The organism is Paenibacillus curdlanolyticus YK9 (assembly GCF_000179615.1).
Taxonomy (GTDB): domain Bacteria; phylum Bacillota; class Bacilli; order Paenibacillales; family Paenibacillaceae; genus Paenibacillus_T; species Paenibacillus_T curdlanolyticus.
On record NZ_AEDD01000003.1, the window covers coordinates 480,658 to 496,175 of the forward strand.

Genomic DNA, 15,518 nt, shown 5'->3' on the forward strand with positions numbered 1-15,518 from the left:
CCCTCCGCTCATGCGTTATGCTCGAAGAAAATGTTCAAAACGATCAAATAGACCCGATTGGTACAATATGCGTTGGAAGCGCTGGCGCTGCTCTTCGGCAGGTACCTGCTTGACGTCCATTATGCTTTGTAATAGCTGAAGCGCTTTGTCCAGCCTGTGGAAAGGAATGTCACTCTCTGATTTCATCGCCTGCTGATACCACAGCTTCAAATGGCGATACGGCAGCACCACTTCGCTCTGATAACGGTCCTCGTTGCCTCCTTGGTTTTCCGTGCATACGGCTTCGGCCAAGCAGCCCTGGACGAGCCGGGCTTTTCGATTGCGGTCGACCTCCTGAAGCGGATCGTCCGTTCTTAGCATTTCATGAATCAATTCGGCGTCGCTGCGCAGATCGAATGCATAAATATTCGCATCCCATTCATTCACCATCATCAAATTGCGGAGCATGGACTGGGGGCCTGCTTCAATAAACTCGGTCACGCCCTGGCTAACCATGTAAGCAATCGACTCATACCATCTAACCGGCTGAACAATTTGAACAGCCATCGCTTCTCGAAGCTCGTCCACCTGTCGGAATTCCCGCGCCATCGTGTTGGACACAACCTCGATTGACGGAAGCTTCAGCTCATATCTTTGCAGCTCTTCCCGTAAAGGCCGAACGACTGCCTCCATTAGCGGGCTGTGGTATGGCGCATTTACGCCAACATCGATCAGACGCGCGCCTTTGCTCTCCAGTACGCTCGCAGCCTCGCTCAACGCCGCTGCTGTGCCGGACAGCGTACATTGCTCTGCCGAGTTATAGTTGGAAATCTGTACATATCCGATACGCTCGCTGATGCGCCGGCATTCCAGCTCAATCTCCTCCGCCGTCAATCCCATCAAGGCGATCATCGAGCCTCCGGCCTCCTCGGCCGTCTGCTTCATCAGCTTGCCTCGCATGCTGACAAGCTTCAATGCATCTCCAAAACGAATCGCTTCCGCGCAAGTTAATGCCGTAAACTCGCCAAGACTATGCCCTGCCAAATACGCCGGCTTCCAATCATATTCATCCATCAAAATACGAAACGCAATGTAGCCGACGGTCAATAGGATTGGCTGGGCAAGCTCGGTACGAGCCAAATCTGCCGGGTCGCCGTTTAAACAAAACTCCTGAACATCAAACCCCAGTGAATCGCTCGCTTCCTCAAAAATCATAGGGACCATCCAATAATCGAGCCATTTTTTAGCCATTCCGCTATATTGCGCTCCGTGCCCGGGAAAGAGCATGCCTATGTTGGTCAAGGAAATCCTTCTCCTTCGGGAAAAATTTTATGTCCAATATTATCGTAATTTTACACATTCATTCCCCTAAAAAATGGTGGTAGACTTGTCATCACTAAAGTATCACCCTTCATCCGTACAAGCAATTAATACTGTGAAATCAGATGAAATCTGTAAAACGAGAGATTTAGGATGGTGATCCTACTGGATTGCAAAATTATCTCTTCCTTCACACAGATCCTTCTGGTGCCGGAAGGGACGCTATCGTTTGAACAGACCCATGCCGACTCGTTGTTCTTAATGAAGTGCCGAGACGACCTTCGAATTACGACCAATACGCTGTCTACCCCCGTTAAAGGCGGCTCCTTGTTTATCGGGAGCAATTTTCATGTGGAAAATGTGTCCGCCGGCATTAACCTGTTGAGCGGCATCGAATTTTCCGTTAGCGGCGCATCGGCCAGCACGAGCATTGTTGCGTTGACCGATAAAGAATGCGCGTTAGGCCATGAGATATTGAATCTGCCTCTCGAAAGCTTACTGCACGCGGATGAGAAAGAACTGTTGCTTTCGGAGCTAATTCTAGGGGCCAGCGACCGTCTGCCATTTATCGGGCAGCGTGTCAGAAAAATAGCGCAGCTGGAGCGGATCGGCTCCCGTCTCATCATCATTAATCGATATCTACGCAACCATTACTATCGTCCTATTACGCTAGACGATCTCGCAAGTCTGATCGGCTGCAATTCCGTTTATTTGTCCAACACGTATTCGAAAGTGTTTAACATCTCGCCGATTCAATATTTGCAAAAAATTCGAATGCAGAAAGCGAGGGAATTTATACACGACCACTCCTTGTCTATCAGCGATATAAGCCGAAAAGTCGGGTATGTCTCATCCTCCCAGTTTTGTACAATTTACAAAAAGCATTTCGGTATGACGCCTTCGGAAAATCGCAAATTTGCGCTTTTAGACAAGTAAAGCCAAGCCCATGCTTCCTGCTTCCTGCAAACAGGAAGCGGCATTCCTATAGGCTAATATGCCTACAGGAATGCCGCTTCTCGTTATGCTGAAAGATGAGCTTATTATAATTAGAAAGCAATAATTTTACTCGAACACGCGCTGAGCCGGCCACGAGCCCTGCTGTTTACGAATCTGAACGATTTGACCTACATGAAAGGTGTCGTGCAGCAGCCACTTAGCGAGGTCTTCCGTCAGTCTCTCGTCTTCTCCGCCTTCTGCCGAATTCGCAGACAATTGCTCAAGCGCAGTTAAGATTTCGCTGCCGATTGCCAGCGTGCGGCTGACGGTATCTCGCCATTCCGATTGGTGGTCCGCAGCGCCCGGTTCGCCGAACGTCGCTTCATTAGAGTCGGCCGAAGCGCCCTGCGGCAAGCCTTTCAGTCGATTCAACATACGCTCGTTATAAAAATTCATATGATTGACGATCTGCCATATCGTATTTCCGCCCGCTTCCCCACACTTCCATGCTGCGTCGCCGGCTTCTACCCGATCAAGCGCTTGCGATATCGTCACCGTCCACGACGGCTTATTCCAAACGCATTGCAATTGTGTAAGTACGAGCTGAAGCTGATTTTTAGCCATATCCTCACACCTCCCTTATAATTAAATACAACTATACCATTTTATATATTATTATACAATTTCATACACTTTGATAGAATAAGACTAATCCTTTTTTCCTAATTTTTATCGATTACAATGTGGGGTACTTCACGTCTCCCAGCTCTCTCTTCTTAAATAATAATAGATGAGCTGATCCCTTAACTCATGCTCTCGTTGGAAAGCAAGCCTCTCAAGCAGCTTAATTGATCTAACGTTCTCCGGATCCACCGTAGCCTCGATTAAATCCAGGCCCATATGGTTAAACCCGAACGCAATTACAGGGCGTAATACCTCCTGCATCAACCCTTTTCCCCAATGCTCCTTCCCTAGATCAAATCCGATCTCTGCTTTTGACTGCTCTCCTCCTTGCACCCAACAATGGAATCCACACGTTCCAACGAACTGCTCTTCACTCTTGCTTATGATTCCCCAGCGGCATCCGGTATCTTCTACGTGGAATCTAATGATTTCCTCAGCTTCGCTTATCTCCTTACACGGGCTTATATCACTGTCGTAATTATCCTTTCCATACATGTTACTACGCGCACTGAAAGCGGAAACAATATTGTAATCGTTCTGTAATATCCGACTCAGGTTCATTTCAGCTTCGGTTTCTATAATAAGTGACAAGACCCCCCTTATATTATATATTTGAAAAAGCCTGCGGCTGATGCCGCAGGCTACTTTTTTGCTCTTATTATCTTATTTCGAATTCGCAGCCAGCTTACAGCTTCGCTACCGCATCAACGAACTGCCGCACCCGCTCCGTCACTCGCTCATACTCGCCCGCCCGCACCCAATCAAGGTTCACAAGCTTGCCGCCCATGCCGACTGCACATGCGCCAGCACGGAAATAATCGCCGATATTGTCCAGATCGACGCCGCCTGTAGCGAGCATTGGAATCCGGTCCAGCGGCGCGCGGATTTCCGCGAGGTACTTCCAGCCCAGCGTTCCCATCGGGAACACTTTAACTGCTTCCGCTCCCGCTTTCCACGCGCGTACGATTTCAGTTGGCGTCATGCAGCCCGGCCATACGGGCACGCCTTGCTCGATCCCATAACGTATAACGTCCTCGTCCAAATTAGGAGAGATAATGAACTGCGCGCCAGCGGCGACCGCTTCCTTCGCCATATCGATATCCAGCACCGTGCCCGCGCCGATGCGCGCTTCGCCGTCGCCGAAGCTTGAACGCCAGCTATGAATGATGGACGTCGCGCCGTCCGTATTCATCGTCACTTCCAGCAGGCGGACGCCGCCGTCAATAATCGCCTTCGCGGTTGCAGCCGCATGCTGCGGCTCAATGCCGCGCAGGATCGCAACGATTTTGTGCTGCTGCAGCATATCCAACAAACTGCTCATCCCGTTATCCCCTTCCGGTTAGTCCCCAATAATCGTGCAGCAGGCGCAGGAACAGATTCGGAAACGCAAGCGTGTCCAGCGCTTCAGGCCCGATCCAGCGATAGCCCGCAGGCAAACCTACTGTTCCAGTTGCGCCGTCAACGCCCTTGTCCGCCTCATACGCCGCAGTCGTCTCAGCAGCGGCATCCGCATAAGCGCTTGCTGGCTGTCCCGCATGGTCAGCTCTCTCCGCAGCCATCGGCATATCCGCCTCGAACACATCCATCGTCCAATGAATGTGGCTAAATATATGATCGGCTTCCGCTCGGTAACCCGTCGGCCGAACAAGCAGCCCCTCTTCCACATGCAGCGTTTGCGCCAGCAGATCCGCAAGCTTAGGCAGCATCGCCTCCGCTACAGGTACACCTTTCTTTCTGCCTCTGCTTCCAAGCTGCTTCTCCGCTTCCTTGGACACCAGAATATGCGGCAGCTCCCACATCTTCGCGAGCAGTCCCGTATCCGGCCGCTGTCGGACCAGCACTTGCCCTGCGCGCTCACCTGAGCCCGCGACAATAACGCCCAAGCGATGCTCCGGACGCGGCGGCTTCGCCTTCGTCTTGATCGGCAGCACCAGCTCCTTGCCCGCCAATCGCCCTGCGCAGTGCTGCATAACCGGACAGGTTAGGCAGCCTGGCGATTTAGGCGTACAGACGAGCGCCCCCAGCTCCATCAGCGCTTGATTGAAGTCGCCCGCCCGTCCCTCGGGAATGATCGAACGAGCTAGCTTTTCGATTCGAACCCGTGTAGCCGGCTTCGCGATATCATCCTCGAGCTCCCAGAACCGCGACAGGACGCGCATGACGTTGCCATCCACGGCTGGCTCCGGACGATTGAACGCAATGCTCATAATCGCGCCAGCCGTATACGGCCCGACGCCTTTGAGCGAAGCGACAGCTGTCGCATCATCCGGGACAATGCCGCGGTATTGCGCAACGACCTCGCGAGCGCCAGCCTGCAAATTACGCGCACGCGAATAATAGCCTAGTCCTTCCCAATGCTTCAGCACATCCTCTTCCGGCGCTTCAGCAAGCGATTGAACGGTCGGGAACCTTGCCATAAACCGCTCATAATACGGAATGACCGTATCCACGCGCGTCTGCTGCAGCATAATTTCCGATACCCAAACCCGATACGGATCGCGGTTCTGGCGCCACGGCAGCACACGCTTGACCAAGTCATACCAGCCGAGCAGCTCACGTCCAAAATAAGCAGCAACGTCCATCCCCTCGCCAGCTTGTCCCGTTCCGCCTGCCAACTTTATATCTCGCATGCTATTTCCCCTCCTGTTCCCTCAGCATGACGGATTCTGCCGGCTTCATTTCCCAATCGCCTTCTTCATAAGGCTGCACCGCTCCGTCAATCGATTGCGAGAGCTCCCGATACCTGCGCGGCGTAATGCCGTATTGCTGTTTGAACAATCGCGACAAATAATGATTCTGCATGCCGATTCGCTCGGCAATATCCATCACGGGAAGCTCGGTGTCCGACAGCAGCGAACGCGCCAGCTCTAGCCGGCGTTCATTCATATAGTTGACCGGCGAGAGGCCCGTCAGGCTCTTGAACATCGTCACAAAATAGTTCGGATGCAAGCAGGCGATCTGCGCAAGCTGCTCGATCGACAAGCTTTCCGCCAACCGCTCCTCGATGAAGGCAAGCACCTCATCGAACCGTTCGATCATCTCCTGCTTCGCCTCAAGCTTACGCTCCAGCTCTACGCTTTCCAAGAAAATAGCCGAGAGCTCAAGCAATACGGCTTTGGCACGCCAATTGTTCGTTAAGGCCGTCGATTGCTGAAGCAAAAGCAGCCGGTCAAAATGCGCAACAAGCTCGCGATGCTCCTCTGCCTTTACTTTCATCTGAAACGGCACGTCCAGCTCTTTGAGCAAATTGTAATCGGCCATATTAATCCGATAATGCGTCCAATAAAATACGAAGCTTCCGCTGCCCAATGTGCCGAACGCTTGATCTACGTCCCCTGGCAACATATAGAGATGGCCTGGCCGCAGCTCATAATGACGTTCGCCGACCCGAAGCCAGCCCGAGCCCTCCAGCGGATAGAACAATCGGCTGAGCCCTTGCCCGACCGATTCATGCACCCAGCCTGGCTCGCGACTGGAAATGCCGCTGAGTAAATGCTCCACGTCAATTTGCTTTAATCTTCTGTATAAAATACTTTCATAAGTCAATGGATTTAATACTCCTAGTAGGTTCGTATGACATGTTACACCTAGTGTAATCCTTCTTATTATAAAGAGGTGTCGAGCAGATGAGAAGACGCAGTAAAATATGTTAAAATTATAGCGTAGAATTCGATCGGCCAAAATGAGAAATAAGGCTTAGAGAGGAGCCCAATTGATCATGATAAATGCAGGCAAAGCGCAGCGCAGCAAGAACGCCTATCTATTGAGTGCGATAGGCGCCGTTATAATAGCACTATCAGGCTGCGGATCATCATCGAACAAAGCTTCCGCTCTTGACGGCCCTTCGTCGACCGTCGATTTGTACAATACCAGCTGCATTAGCTGCCACGCCTCCGACCTGAGCGGCAAGGTAGGGCCCGAAAGCGACCTGCGCAGCGTTGGGAAACGCATGAGCAAAGATCAAATCGCCAATCAAATAACGAACGGCGGAGATATTATGCCATCCTTCAAAAACAAGCTATCCGCAGCCGAAATCGCCGCTTTAAGCGAGTGGCTCGCGGCACGCCAATAAGCCGGCCCCATCCTGCTGGCCGGCTTATCGATCTGATTTTCTTAGTAAAACAAGCTATCCGAGAGGCTAGCCGTGCCACGGCCGCGCGATCGCATTTTTGCAGACGCATACGTCCAGGTCGTTGCCCCCATCTCAGGATGTCGGGGAAATGATTCTCCGCGCAGCAGCAGCAGCTCCCCGCCCCAACCGTCCGTATAAATGCCATCGTACAGTACGCTTGTCCCTGTTTTGAATCGTCTGGCGTCTTGCGGCAACCGACTGTTCATCTTACCCATCGCCCCTCGCCCCATTTGGAATATGGATGCTATACCTTATTCCTACTATGGGCATTTGGTGCGGTGTCTAAACTTGCATGGCAGGCAGCTGCTCGATCACGACGAAAGCTGACGCCAATCCGCGTTCATGCGTAATCGTCACGTGCAGCTGCTGACGAAGCGCCTCTCTCTCTTCCCCTGTTTGCCAACCGAGTTTCTTCTTCGTTGAACTGGATAAGCGCACTTCCGGCTTGCCTAGCGGGTCGCGGCCCACCTCGATATCATGCAGCCCTGCTATCGCTCCAATTCCGCAGCCTAGCGCCTTCACTACCGCTTCCTTCACTGCGAACCTTCCTGCAACGAATTCCGCCAATCGCCGTCCGGTTAGGGATGCCGCGATTTCACGCTCCTGGCCGATTAATACCCGTTCAACAAAACGCTGCCCCGTTTCCTTCTCCAGAATGCCAGCAACCCGCTGAATATCTGCAAGATCATGGCCAATGCCGATAATCAATCCGATCCCTCCGCCCCGTATTCATAACATCACAAAAACCGGGTTGCCGCGACGAATCGCATCTACAACCCGGTTTTCTTTAAGTCATCAATCGCTTGCAGCCATCATTAAATGCCTGGAATCGGCGAACGCTTATGCTCCGTGCGAAGATATTGCTTCTCAAGCTTCTCGCGTGCTTCCGGAGCAATTTCCTTCCCTTCGAGGTAGTCGCTGTTGTCATCATAAATAATGCCCAGCTCCGCCTCATCGGTCTGGCCTTCCCATAAGCCAGCTGTCGGCGCCTTATCGAGCACGCTCTGCGGAACGCCGAGCTTGGCCGCAACTTGGCGAACCTGACGCTTGTTCAGCGAGCTAAGCGGCGTAATATCAACCGCGCCATCGCCCCACTTCGTGTAGAAGCCCGTAATCGCTTCCGACGCATGGTCCGTGCCGACAACGAGCAAATTCATATCGAACGCGATTGCGTATTGCATAACCATCCGCGTCCGCGCCTTCACATTGCCCTTGCCGCCACGGCTTAGATGGCGGCTGATGCCGATTGCCTTCAGGCTATGCTCTACCTCAAGGGCAATCTCGTCCACCGTCTCGCCAATGTTCGTTTCCACGCGATGAGTCAGCTTGAACGCATCCGCCACAGCGTAGCTATCCGAAATATCAACCTGCTCCGTGTACGGCTGGAAGACGCCCAGCGTAATATATTCCCTGCCCGATTCGGCCGACAGCTCATCTGTCGCTTGCTTGCACAAGCCCGCGGCAACTGCGCTGTCGATGCCTCCGCTAATTGCGATCAGCAATCCTGTCGTACCGGACTTCTTCACATATTCCTTCAGAAAATCGACGCGTTTGCGAATTTCCGCATCCGGGTCGATCGTCGGCTGTACGCCGAAACGCTCAATGATTTCGCGTTGCAAGCTCATTCTCGTATTCGTCCCTTCCAGAAACGTCTATCTACATTACCGGCAGAAGCGGTCGAATGCAGCCGTCAGATCAGCCGCGATGTCAGCCGCCGAGCGGTTCTCGATTTGGTGGCGCTCGATGAAATGAACGAGTTCGCCATCCTTCATAACCGCAATCGATGGGGAAGATGGCGGGTACGGGGCAAAATACTCGCGAGCCTTAGCCGTTGCTTCTTTATCTTGGCCTGCGAATACCGTGTACAGATGGTCAGGCGTTACATCATGGTTCAGCGCAGCTGCTACGCCTGGACGGCATTGGCCAGCTGCACAGCCGCATACCGAGTTCACGACGACAAGCGCCGTTCCCTTCGCGCCTGGGATGCTCTCCTCAACCTGCTCTGGCGTACGCAATTCCGTAATGCCGAGACGGGTCAGATCGTCGCGCATTGGTTGTACCATATCCAGCATATATCGTTCGAAGGACATTGACATGTTCTCCACTCACCTTTCGCTCCATGTAGCGTTATTATTCTTACTTTATAATTCTTATTATAAACCTCATGGAAAATGAAAGTAAAGAAAAAGCAGCCGGTATGGCACGGCTGCCCAGTCCTTCGCGATACGCTATTCTTTAGGGCTCCGCTCCTGCAGCGGCTCATCCGCAGCATAACCGACATCCTTGTCAGGATGCATGAAGATGCCCTGCTGCAACTGCTCGCCTTCCTCGAAAATCGCTCGGTTATCCGCTGTCAGAAAACCGATATCCTTATACGGATGGACCCACTCGTCTCCAGCCATAATCGAAGGATCGGTTTCCACCGACCATTGCTCGAGCGGCGAATCAGCCGATGCATACATGTGATCGCCGATGACGATGCCATGCGAATTGATGAATGGCGCCCTAGAGCCCCTGCCTTTGCGAAAAGCCGGCAAAAAATTTATCTCGTATGGGTCAAGCGCAGGATCGTCATGATTGCCATACAACTGCTCATAACGCTCCTCGTCTCGATCATCATATCGCGCCGCGCACATCGTTCACTCCACCGCCATTTAAGTAGACGGCCGATTCGGGCCATCCAGCTTTTTGTCAAATCCCTGTGAATCCGCCGGCTTGCTGGAGTCCTCGCGATGCTTCGGTGCTGCGACCGAATCGCGATTATTCTTGTTCTTCGCCATAAATTGAACCCCCTTCCGAGCGTTAGTATACGCGCGTAGGGGGCTCATTATCCTCGAAAGGTTATCCTTCTGCAAGTGACCGCTCTGAAGCGGCCGACGCTTCGGCCATGCTCTGATCAAGCTTGAATTTCACAATGAAGGTTGTGCCTTTGCCTTCCTCCGACTCCACATCGATGCGACCGTGATGCCGCTCTGCAATGCTTAAGCAAACAGGAAGCCCAAGACCTGTCCCCTTCGTCTTCGTCGTAAAGAAAGGCTCGAACAGCCGCTCCATTTTTTCTTGGGAAATGCCCACGCCTGCATCCTGTACCCGCAGCTGCACCATCTCGGCTGAAGTATAGGTAGATAGCTGAAGGGCGCCATCGCCATCGGCCATAGCCTCCAGTCCGTTGCGCGCTAGGTTCAATATGAGCTGCTTGATTTCTTTATCATTCAAGAACAACTCCGGCAGGTTCGGCTCCAGTCGGCATTCGACGGCCAGCCCGCGAAGATTCGCGTCTGCTGTAATAAGGGGCAGCATTTCCATCAGCAGGTTGTTGAGCGAGAGCAGATTTTTATCGATTAACCGATTCTGTGCAAGCGACAGGAAGTCGTTAATAATCGCATTCGCCCGGTCGAGCTCATCCATAATAATCCGAAAATAATCCTGCATATCCTGCCCGCTGCGCTCCTTCAGCAGCTGAACGAAGCCGCGAATGACAGCCATTGGATTGCGTATCTCATGGGTAATGCTTGCCGCCATCTGGCCGACCAGGCTAAGCCGGTCCATACGGTCCAGCTCTGCCCTTAAATAACGGAGCTCCGTAATATCATGGACGATAAGCGCAGCGCCTGTAATGGACTGGAGACCGGTACGCTCCGAGTCATGCAAGGAGAACGCGGTCTTGACGAGCACGCGGCCCTCCGTTTCGACCAGCTCGACCGACGAGCGCCTGCCCTCAAGCGCCTTGCCCAGCATGTTCAGGCACGGTTCGTCCCGTACAGAGTCAAACAGCTCAACGTAAGGGCTTCCCCTCATCTCTCTCGTGCATTTCTTATTATCTGGCCCTGCGAAGAGATCCAACGCCACCTCGTTGATGTGAGTGATCTTTCCTTCAATATTCGTCAACACAACGCCGATTGGCGTTTCATCTATAAACTGCTGCAGCTTTTGCACCTCAGCCCGATACTTCTCGGACAGCTGCTTTAGCTGCAGTTGAAGCAATTGCTTTTCTTTAATGCTTTCAATAATATGTACGGAGCACCAAATCATGAAGTACGATAATGCTGACAAGATTAAGAATAGAAGCAATCGATGCTGCAAGCTATCAGAGCCGTCGCCCGAGGCATGCGATAGGATCGAGGAGCCAAAAAACAGCTCGACTACCGTAAACAGCACCATTACAATCTTATTCTTATCCGACCGCCTGGCGAATTGAAAGGGACGAATAGATAGCAGCAGCAGCAAGCCAAAAATGACGATAAAAAGACCGAAAACGATATAGTCCGTGCCCGTTTCAATGAATGGCAGACGGAATGCCACATACACCACGGTCAAAAAAGCCAAGCTCCAAGCGCCGCCGTACAATGATCCGATTACGTAAGGGATATGCCGAAAGTCAAATTGATAGCCCTCAACTGAATGATGCGCCATTACCATGCATAACGCCATAGCGGCTGCGCTAACAAGCCCGATAAAACGCGCGCCCGTTTTATCGTTACGCTCTGCACGGTCGTTCCACATCTGATAGGCTACAGCCGGCAACAATGAGATGAACAGCTGCAGCATCATCGTTTTCCACATGGGGAAATCTCCTTCTCTGCTATCTCTATTCCCTGCGTATTTCATTGTTCAAATGTTATCCATTACCACAAATTAAATCACAGATTCCGTAATTTTACTATACATCCATTACAAATTCCCGCAATTCATCTCGGAAAAAACGGAAAGGCAACTATCATGATCAGATAGTTGCCTTTTTGTAACCTTTATTACAAGTAAAGGACGGGTTCAGATCCTATTCCAAATACATCGCTTGCAGCTTCGCCCGCTCTGCTTTGGAAACGCCAAGCCCCTTCTCGATGAAGCCGTCGATCGAGCCATATTGCTGCTTCATTGTATCAATTGCAGCCTGCAGGTATTCTTGACGCACCTCCATCAGAGCTTGAAGAGAAGCAAGCGCGTCCGCGTCTTTAATGATCGTGCCCATATAAGCCATCGCTTGCTTGTTTGCTTCCGCACGATACACGTTGCTGAGCAGGAAATCATCCATTACCGTCGACTCCGATACGCCCAGCGTTAATAGAATGATCGCCGAGCCTAAGCCCGCGCGGTCTTTGCCTGCCGTGCAATGCTGAACGATCGGCGCCGTCTTCTCGGCAAGCAGCGCATCCATTAGCGAAACATAAGCATCCGGCGCTTGGACGAGGCCTTTGTTCGCTTCAACCAGCATTTCGCCCGGCTTGCCAAGCGCGCTGAGATCTCCTGTAGCGATCAAGCTGTTCAGATCCGTAGCGTTGCTGCTTCCTTCGACCTCTTTCATTGCAGGCATACGAATATTCGTAGCGCCGCTCAACGCTGGATCCGGCTTTTGCGCAACCTCGGCGTTGCTTCGGTAGTCGATGATCGTCTTGAGCCCAATCGTCTTGAGCTGAAGCTTATCCGCGTCCGTCAATCCCGCCAGCTCGCCGGAACGGAACAGCTTGCCCCACTTGACATGGCGGCCATCTGACGTCGCGTAGCCGCCAAGGTCGCGGAAGTTGACAACGCCTTGCAGCTCGACTGCCCGCTCCGCCGCTTTGATCGTTGCGCCATTGCCGCCTTTAATTAGAAAGTACACGCGTTGCCCAGGCTTCGGATCGGCCGCTACAAGGCCGTTATAGCGCGTGTAAGTGCGAGCCAGCTCCTTGCCGTTCTTCTCAATCTGGTCTGGTGATGTGCTCCAGTACACTTTAGCCGAACCGAGGTCCTGATTAGCCTTCCAACGAATGATATAGTTGCCGTTCTTATCGCGCACGACGGATGATTGGGTAAACTGCCCCACCGATTGTTTGGCCGACACGACCGGCGCAGCTGCATTCGCCTGAACGGGACTCCAGATAGCCGCAGCCGCGATGGATGCCGTCACAATAGATGCTGCGCAAAAACGATTAATCGATTTCAACCTTCATCTCTCCTCGATGAATTCATAATGGACGCTTCTCGTATACAAGTTGTATACAAGACCATTATGGTTGTCCTCTGTTAACCGAATATCACGTCCAGATGTCGTTATTGTAAAGCTGGTGTTCTCGCTCCTACAGCCTGGCTGCCAGCCAATCGGTCACGATTCGCATCGTCTCTGGCCCTTCCGGATCATGATGAAGCTCATGATAGCCGCCCTCGATCGACAAATACGTGCACAGCGACGGGTCCATCGCATCCGCGAGCTGGCGACTGGCTGGCGCAGAGGTAATGCGATCCGCCGTACCGTGCATAATTAGTGTAGGCATCCGCAGCTCGCCCCCCTGTTGAATCGCCCATTCCCCACCGTCGGAAATCGTATTAAACATCGCGGCGGAGATTTGCCCATGCGACCACTCATCCTTGTTCGAGGCGGCCAGCGGATTACCCGCGCGATACAACTCGCCAGGCTGCAAGCCAGCCGATTGCGTGAAGGTCGGCCAGATCGACCCGATCATTCGGCTAAGCCGCACCTTCCACCCCGGTGGCTGAAACGCAAGGCGCAGCCAAGGGCTGGACAGAACGAGGCCGCTCAGCTTCGGACGATGCCGGAGCGCGCAGTTCACTGCCACGTTGCCGCCCATGCTATGACCATACAGGAACATCGGCGCAGCTGGATGCCTGCGCGAAGCCTCTTGCAGCAGCGCCTCTGCATCCCGAGTCAAATGCTCGATGTAACGAGCATGCCCTCTGCGCCCTTCCGAACGGCCATGTCCGCGCTGATCGTAGCTGAATACCGTAAAGCCCGCTTCGTGAAGCGGACGAATCATTGCCATTTGGCGCCCTTGATGCTCGCCCATTCCATGGATAAGGCACACAACGCCGACCGGTGCCTTGGCAGCTGGCCATTCATAGGCTTGCAAGCGAATACCGTCTACCGGGCTTGCCAGCGCAAAAGCGTGGGATTGAATCATCGCCGCTTCCCCCTTTTTTTACTTTACCTTTATCATGTTTGTATGCAAAATGCAATCGCTTTATTGGATGTCAGTACCAGCGCATCTGGCGTCTTTTGCGTGATTGGCTTATTCCGATTACAATGAAGGGCATAGCATGAGAGGATACGGAGGCTGGAAGCAACATGAATTACGATGTAATTGTAATAGGCGGCGGCTCCGCCGGATTAATGGCAAGCATCGCGGCGAGCAAGCGCGGCGCAAGCGTCCTGCTGCTGGACAAGGGCGACAAGCTCGGGCGCAAGCTTGGCATATCCGGCGGCGGCCGATGCAATGTTACGAATAATAAGGACATGGACGAGCTGATCAAGCATATTCCGGGCAACGGGCGGTTTTTGCACAGTGCGCTCAACAGCTTCGGCAACAAGGACATCATCGCGTTCTTCGAGGGACTCGGCATTCGCTTGAAGGAGGAGGATAACGGACGCATGTTTCCGGTTACCGATAAAGCGAAAACCGTCGTCGACGCGCTCGTGAATCAAGTCGTGAAGCAGGGCGTTACGATTAAGGTTAATGCGCCGGTAGCCGAAGTGCTGTTTGCTTCCGGGGCAGTAGCTGGCGTTCGGCTTCGCTCGGGAGAGCGTTACGTCGGTAAAAGCGTTATTATCGCATCCGGCGGAAAATCCGTTCCGCATACCGGCTCGACTGGAGACGGCTACGGATGGGCGGAGAAGGGCGGCCATTCCATTACGGAATTATTCCCGACCGAGGTGCCGATTACTTCGAACGAGCCTTTTATCGTATCCAAAGAGCTGCAGGGCGTATCGCTCCGCGACGTAGAGCTAACAGTCTGGAATCCCAAAGGAAAGCGGATCATCTCGCATCGCGGCGACATGCTGTTTACCCACTTCGGCATATCCGGCCCGATCGCGCTTCGCTGCAGCCAATTCGTCGTCAAAGCGCTGAAGCAATTCAAAGTCGGCAACATCGTGCTGACGATCGACTTGCTTCCGGACCTGAGTGCCGATGAGGTATATGTAGAAACGTTGAAGCTTGCGCAGACGGAATCAAAGAAAGCAATCAAGAACGTGCTGCACGGTTATTTGCCGGACAAAATGATTCCGCTTCTGCTCGCCAAAGCAGAGCTGGAGGACAGCATAACGTACGACAACATTCCAAAGCAGCGCTGGCTGGAGCTCGCCCGCAGCGCAAAAGCTTTCCCGCTCCGCGCGTACGGTACCCGCTCCATCGAGGAGGCGTTCGTAACCGGCGGCGGCGTAAATTTGAAGGAAATCGATCCGAAGACAATGGCCTCGAAGTTGACGGACGGCCTGTATTTTTGCGGCGAGGTGCTCGACATCCACGGTTATACGGGAGGGTACAACATTACAGCCGCGTTCTCGACGGGTTATGCTGCCGGGCTGAGCGCTGCCGAATCGGCGCGTGCAAGCCGCGCGTAAGCGGGACGGCGGCGGAGCGCAGGCGGATGGCTGCAAGCGGGAGCGGCGGCAGGCGGCGGGGCCGCTGGCGCGGGGCATGGCCGCTGGCGACGGCGGGGCCGCTGGCGCATGGCCGCTGGCGCATGGCCGCTG

General features: G+C 53.2%; 18 protein-coding genes. 3 read left to right on the top strand and 15 right to left on the bottom strand.

The features are described 5' to 3' along the window. Positions 1–15 precede the first annotated feature (15 nt). Positions 16–1,281, bottom strand: coding sequence for an ACP S-malonyltransferase (locus tag PAECUDRAFT_RS07960; protein ID WP_006037605.1), 1,266 nt, complete (start codon positions 1,279–1,281; stop codon positions 16–18). A gap of 171 nt (positions 1,282–1,452) precedes the next feature. On the opposite strand from PAECUDRAFT_RS07960, the gene PAECUDRAFT_RS07965 reads away from it, so the two are divergent. Then, positions 1,453–2,235, top strand: coding sequence for a helix-turn-helix transcriptional regulator (locus PAECUDRAFT_RS07965; RefSeq protein ID WP_006037606.1), 783 nt, complete (start codon positions 1,453–1,455; stop codon positions 2,233–2,235). Between the two features lie 126 nt (positions 2,236–2,361). Here PAECUDRAFT_RS07965 and PAECUDRAFT_RS07970 read toward each other — a convergent pair whose 3' ends face one another. The 5 genes from PAECUDRAFT_RS07970 to PAECUDRAFT_RS07990 form a co-directional block, all read right to left on the bottom strand. Beyond that, positions 2,362–2,859 carry a DinB family protein gene (locus tag PAECUDRAFT_RS07970; protein WP_006037607.1) on the bottom strand — a complete coding sequence of 166 codons (498 nt, stop codon included), beginning with the start codon at positions 2,857–2,859 and terminating at the stop codon, positions 2,362–2,364. 129 nt (positions 2,860–2,988) lie between these two features. Then, positions 2,989–3,510, bottom strand: coding sequence for a GNAT family N-acetyltransferase (locus PAECUDRAFT_RS07975; RefSeq protein WP_006037608.1), 522 nt, complete (start codon positions 3,508–3,510; stop codon positions 2,989–2,991). 94 nt (positions 3,511–3,604) lie between these two features. After that, positions 3,605–4,240, bottom strand: coding sequence for a bifunctional 4-hydroxy-2-oxoglutarate aldolase/2-dehydro-3-deoxy-phosphogluconate aldolase (locus PAECUDRAFT_RS07980; RefSeq protein WP_006037609.1), 636 nt, complete (start codon positions 4,238–4,240; stop codon positions 3,605–3,607). A 4-nt stretch (positions 4,241–4,244) separates the two neighbouring features. Beyond that, entirely contained in the window at positions 4,245–5,549 is a 1,305-nt protein-coding gene (gene mutY, locus PAECUDRAFT_RS07985; protein WP_006037610.1) for an A/G-specific adenine glycosylase, read from the bottom strand. A 1-nt stretch (position 5,550) separates the two neighbouring features. Continuing rightward, entirely contained in the window at positions 5,551–6,465 is a 915-nt protein-coding gene (locus PAECUDRAFT_RS07990) for a helix-turn-helix transcriptional regulator (protein WP_006037611.1), read from the bottom strand. A gap of 172 nt (positions 6,466–6,637) precedes the next feature. On the opposite strand from PAECUDRAFT_RS07990, the gene PAECUDRAFT_RS07995 reads away from it, so the two are divergent. Beyond that, on the top strand, positions 6,638–6,991 hold the full coding sequence (locus PAECUDRAFT_RS07995) for a c-type cytochrome (protein ID WP_006037612.1): 354 nt from the start codon (positions 6,638–6,640) through the stop codon (positions 6,989–6,991). A gap of 41 nt (positions 6,992–7,032) precedes the next feature. Here the strand turns inward: PAECUDRAFT_RS07995 and PAECUDRAFT_RS08000 are convergent, their stop codons facing one another. The 9 genes from PAECUDRAFT_RS08000 to PAECUDRAFT_RS08035 all read right to left on the bottom strand — a co-directional run bounded on the left by PAECUDRAFT_RS08000 (position 7,033) and on the right by PAECUDRAFT_RS08035 (position 13,947). Then, positions 7,033–7,257 (bottom strand): hypothetical protein, encoded by a 225-nt coding sequence (locus PAECUDRAFT_RS08000; RefSeq protein ID WP_040711819.1) that lies wholly within the window; start codon positions 7,255–7,257, stop codon positions 7,033–7,035. Positions 7,258–7,333: 76 nt separating this feature from the next. Then, positions 7,334–7,759: a holo-ACP synthase gene (acpS, locus tag PAECUDRAFT_RS08005; protein ID WP_006037614.1), complete on the bottom strand. Its 426-nt coding sequence runs from the start codon at positions 7,757–7,759 to the stop codon at positions 7,334–7,336. 107 nt (positions 7,760–7,866) lie between these two features. Beyond that, entirely contained in the window at positions 7,867–8,676 is an 810-nt protein-coding gene (nadE, locus tag PAECUDRAFT_RS08010; protein WP_006037615.1) for an ammonia-dependent NAD(+) synthetase, read from the bottom strand. 36 nt (positions 8,677–8,712) lie between these two features. Further along, positions 8,713–9,147 carry a BrxA/BrxB family bacilliredoxin gene (locus tag PAECUDRAFT_RS08015; protein ID WP_040711942.1) on the bottom strand — a complete coding sequence of 145 codons (435 nt, stop codon included), beginning with the start codon at positions 9,145–9,147 and terminating at the stop codon, positions 8,713–8,715. Between the two features lie 132 nt (positions 9,148–9,279). After that, on the bottom strand, positions 9,280–9,687 hold the full coding sequence (locus tag PAECUDRAFT_RS08020; RefSeq protein ID WP_006037617.1) for a DUF3905 domain-containing protein: 408 nt from the start codon (positions 9,685–9,687) through the stop codon (positions 9,280–9,282). 18 nt (positions 9,688–9,705) lie between these two features. Further along, a complete protein-coding gene (locus PAECUDRAFT_RS26570) occupies positions 9,706–9,831 on the bottom strand; it encodes a hypothetical protein (protein ID WP_006037618.1) in 126 nt (41 codons plus the stop codon). 61 nt (positions 9,832–9,892) lie between these two features. Then, entirely contained in the window at positions 9,893–11,614 is a 1,722-nt protein-coding gene (locus PAECUDRAFT_RS08025; protein WP_006037619.1) for a two-component system sensor histidine kinase NtrB, read from the bottom strand. A 214-nt stretch (positions 11,615–11,828) separates the two neighbouring features. Beyond that, complete coding sequence (locus PAECUDRAFT_RS08030) at positions 11,829–12,974, bottom strand: tyrosine-protein phosphatase (RefSeq protein ID WP_006037620.1); 1,146 nt, start codon at positions 12,972–12,974, stop codon at positions 11,829–11,831. A gap of 133 nt (positions 12,975–13,107) precedes the next feature. Continuing rightward, the gene (locus PAECUDRAFT_RS08035) at positions 13,108–13,947 is read right to left on the bottom strand and encodes an alpha/beta hydrolase (protein WP_006037621.1); all 840 of its coding nucleotides are present in this window, start codon (positions 13,945–13,947) and stop codon (positions 13,108–13,110) included. Positions 13,948–14,111: 164 nt separating this feature from the next. On the opposite strand from PAECUDRAFT_RS08035, the gene PAECUDRAFT_RS08040 reads away from it, so the two are divergent. Further along, the gene (locus tag PAECUDRAFT_RS08040; protein WP_006037622.1) at positions 14,112–15,386 is read left to right on the top strand and encodes a BaiN/RdsA family NAD(P)/FAD-dependent oxidoreductase; all 1,275 of its coding nucleotides are present in this window, start codon (positions 14,112–14,114) and stop codon (positions 15,384–15,386) included. The last annotated feature ends 132 nt before the right edge of the window (positions 15,387–15,518 follow it).

Bases quoted from the DNA above. Each gene is read 5' to 3' on its own strand.
- PAECUDRAFT_RS07965 (WP_006037606.1), top strand. From the start codon at position 1,453: ATGGTGATCCTACTGGATTGCAAAATTATCTCTTCCTTCACACAGATC.
- PAECUDRAFT_RS07970 (WP_006037607.1), bottom strand. From the start codon at position 2,859: ATGGCTAAAAATCAGCTTCAGCTCGTACTTACACAATTGCAATGCGTT.
- PAECUDRAFT_RS07980 (WP_006037609.1), bottom strand. From the start codon at position 4,240: ATGAGCAGTTTGTTGGATATGCTGCAGCAGCACAAAATCGTTGCGATC.
- mutY (WP_006037610.1), bottom strand. From the start codon at position 5,549: ATGCGAGATATAAAGTTGGCAGGCGGAACGGGACAAGCTGGCGAGGGG.
- PAECUDRAFT_RS07995 (WP_006037612.1), top strand. From the start codon at position 6,638: ATGATAAATGCAGGCAAAGCGCAGCGCAGCAAGAACGCCTATCTATTG.
- PAECUDRAFT_RS08000 (WP_040711819.1), bottom strand. From the start codon at position 7,257: ATGAACAGTCGGTTGCCGCAAGACGCCAGACGATTCAAAACAGGGACA.
- nadE (WP_006037615.1), bottom strand. From the start codon at position 8,676: ATGAGCTTGCAACGCGAAATCATTGAGCGTTTCGGCGTACAGCCGACG.
- PAECUDRAFT_RS08015 (WP_040711942.1), bottom strand. From the start codon at position 9,147: ATGTCAATGTCCTTCGAACGATATATGCTGGATATGGTACAACCAATG.
- PAECUDRAFT_RS08020 (WP_006037617.1), bottom strand. From the start codon at position 9,687: ATGTGCGCGGCGCGATATGATGATCGAGACGAGGAGCGTTATGAGCAG.
- PAECUDRAFT_RS26570 (WP_006037618.1), bottom strand. From the start codon at position 9,831: ATGGCGAAGAACAAGAATAATCGCGATTCGGTCGCAGCACCGAAGCAT.
- PAECUDRAFT_RS08025 (WP_006037619.1), bottom strand. From the start codon at position 11,614: ATGTGGAAAACGATGATGCTGCAGCTGTTCATCTCATTGTTGCCGGCT.
- PAECUDRAFT_RS08035 (WP_006037621.1), bottom strand. From the start codon at position 13,947: ATGATTCAATCCCACGCTTTTGCGCTGGCAAGCCCGGTAGACGGTATT.
- PAECUDRAFT_RS08040 (WP_006037622.1), top strand. From the start codon at position 14,112: ATGAATTACGATGTAATTGTAATAGGCGGCGGCTCCGCCGGATTAATG.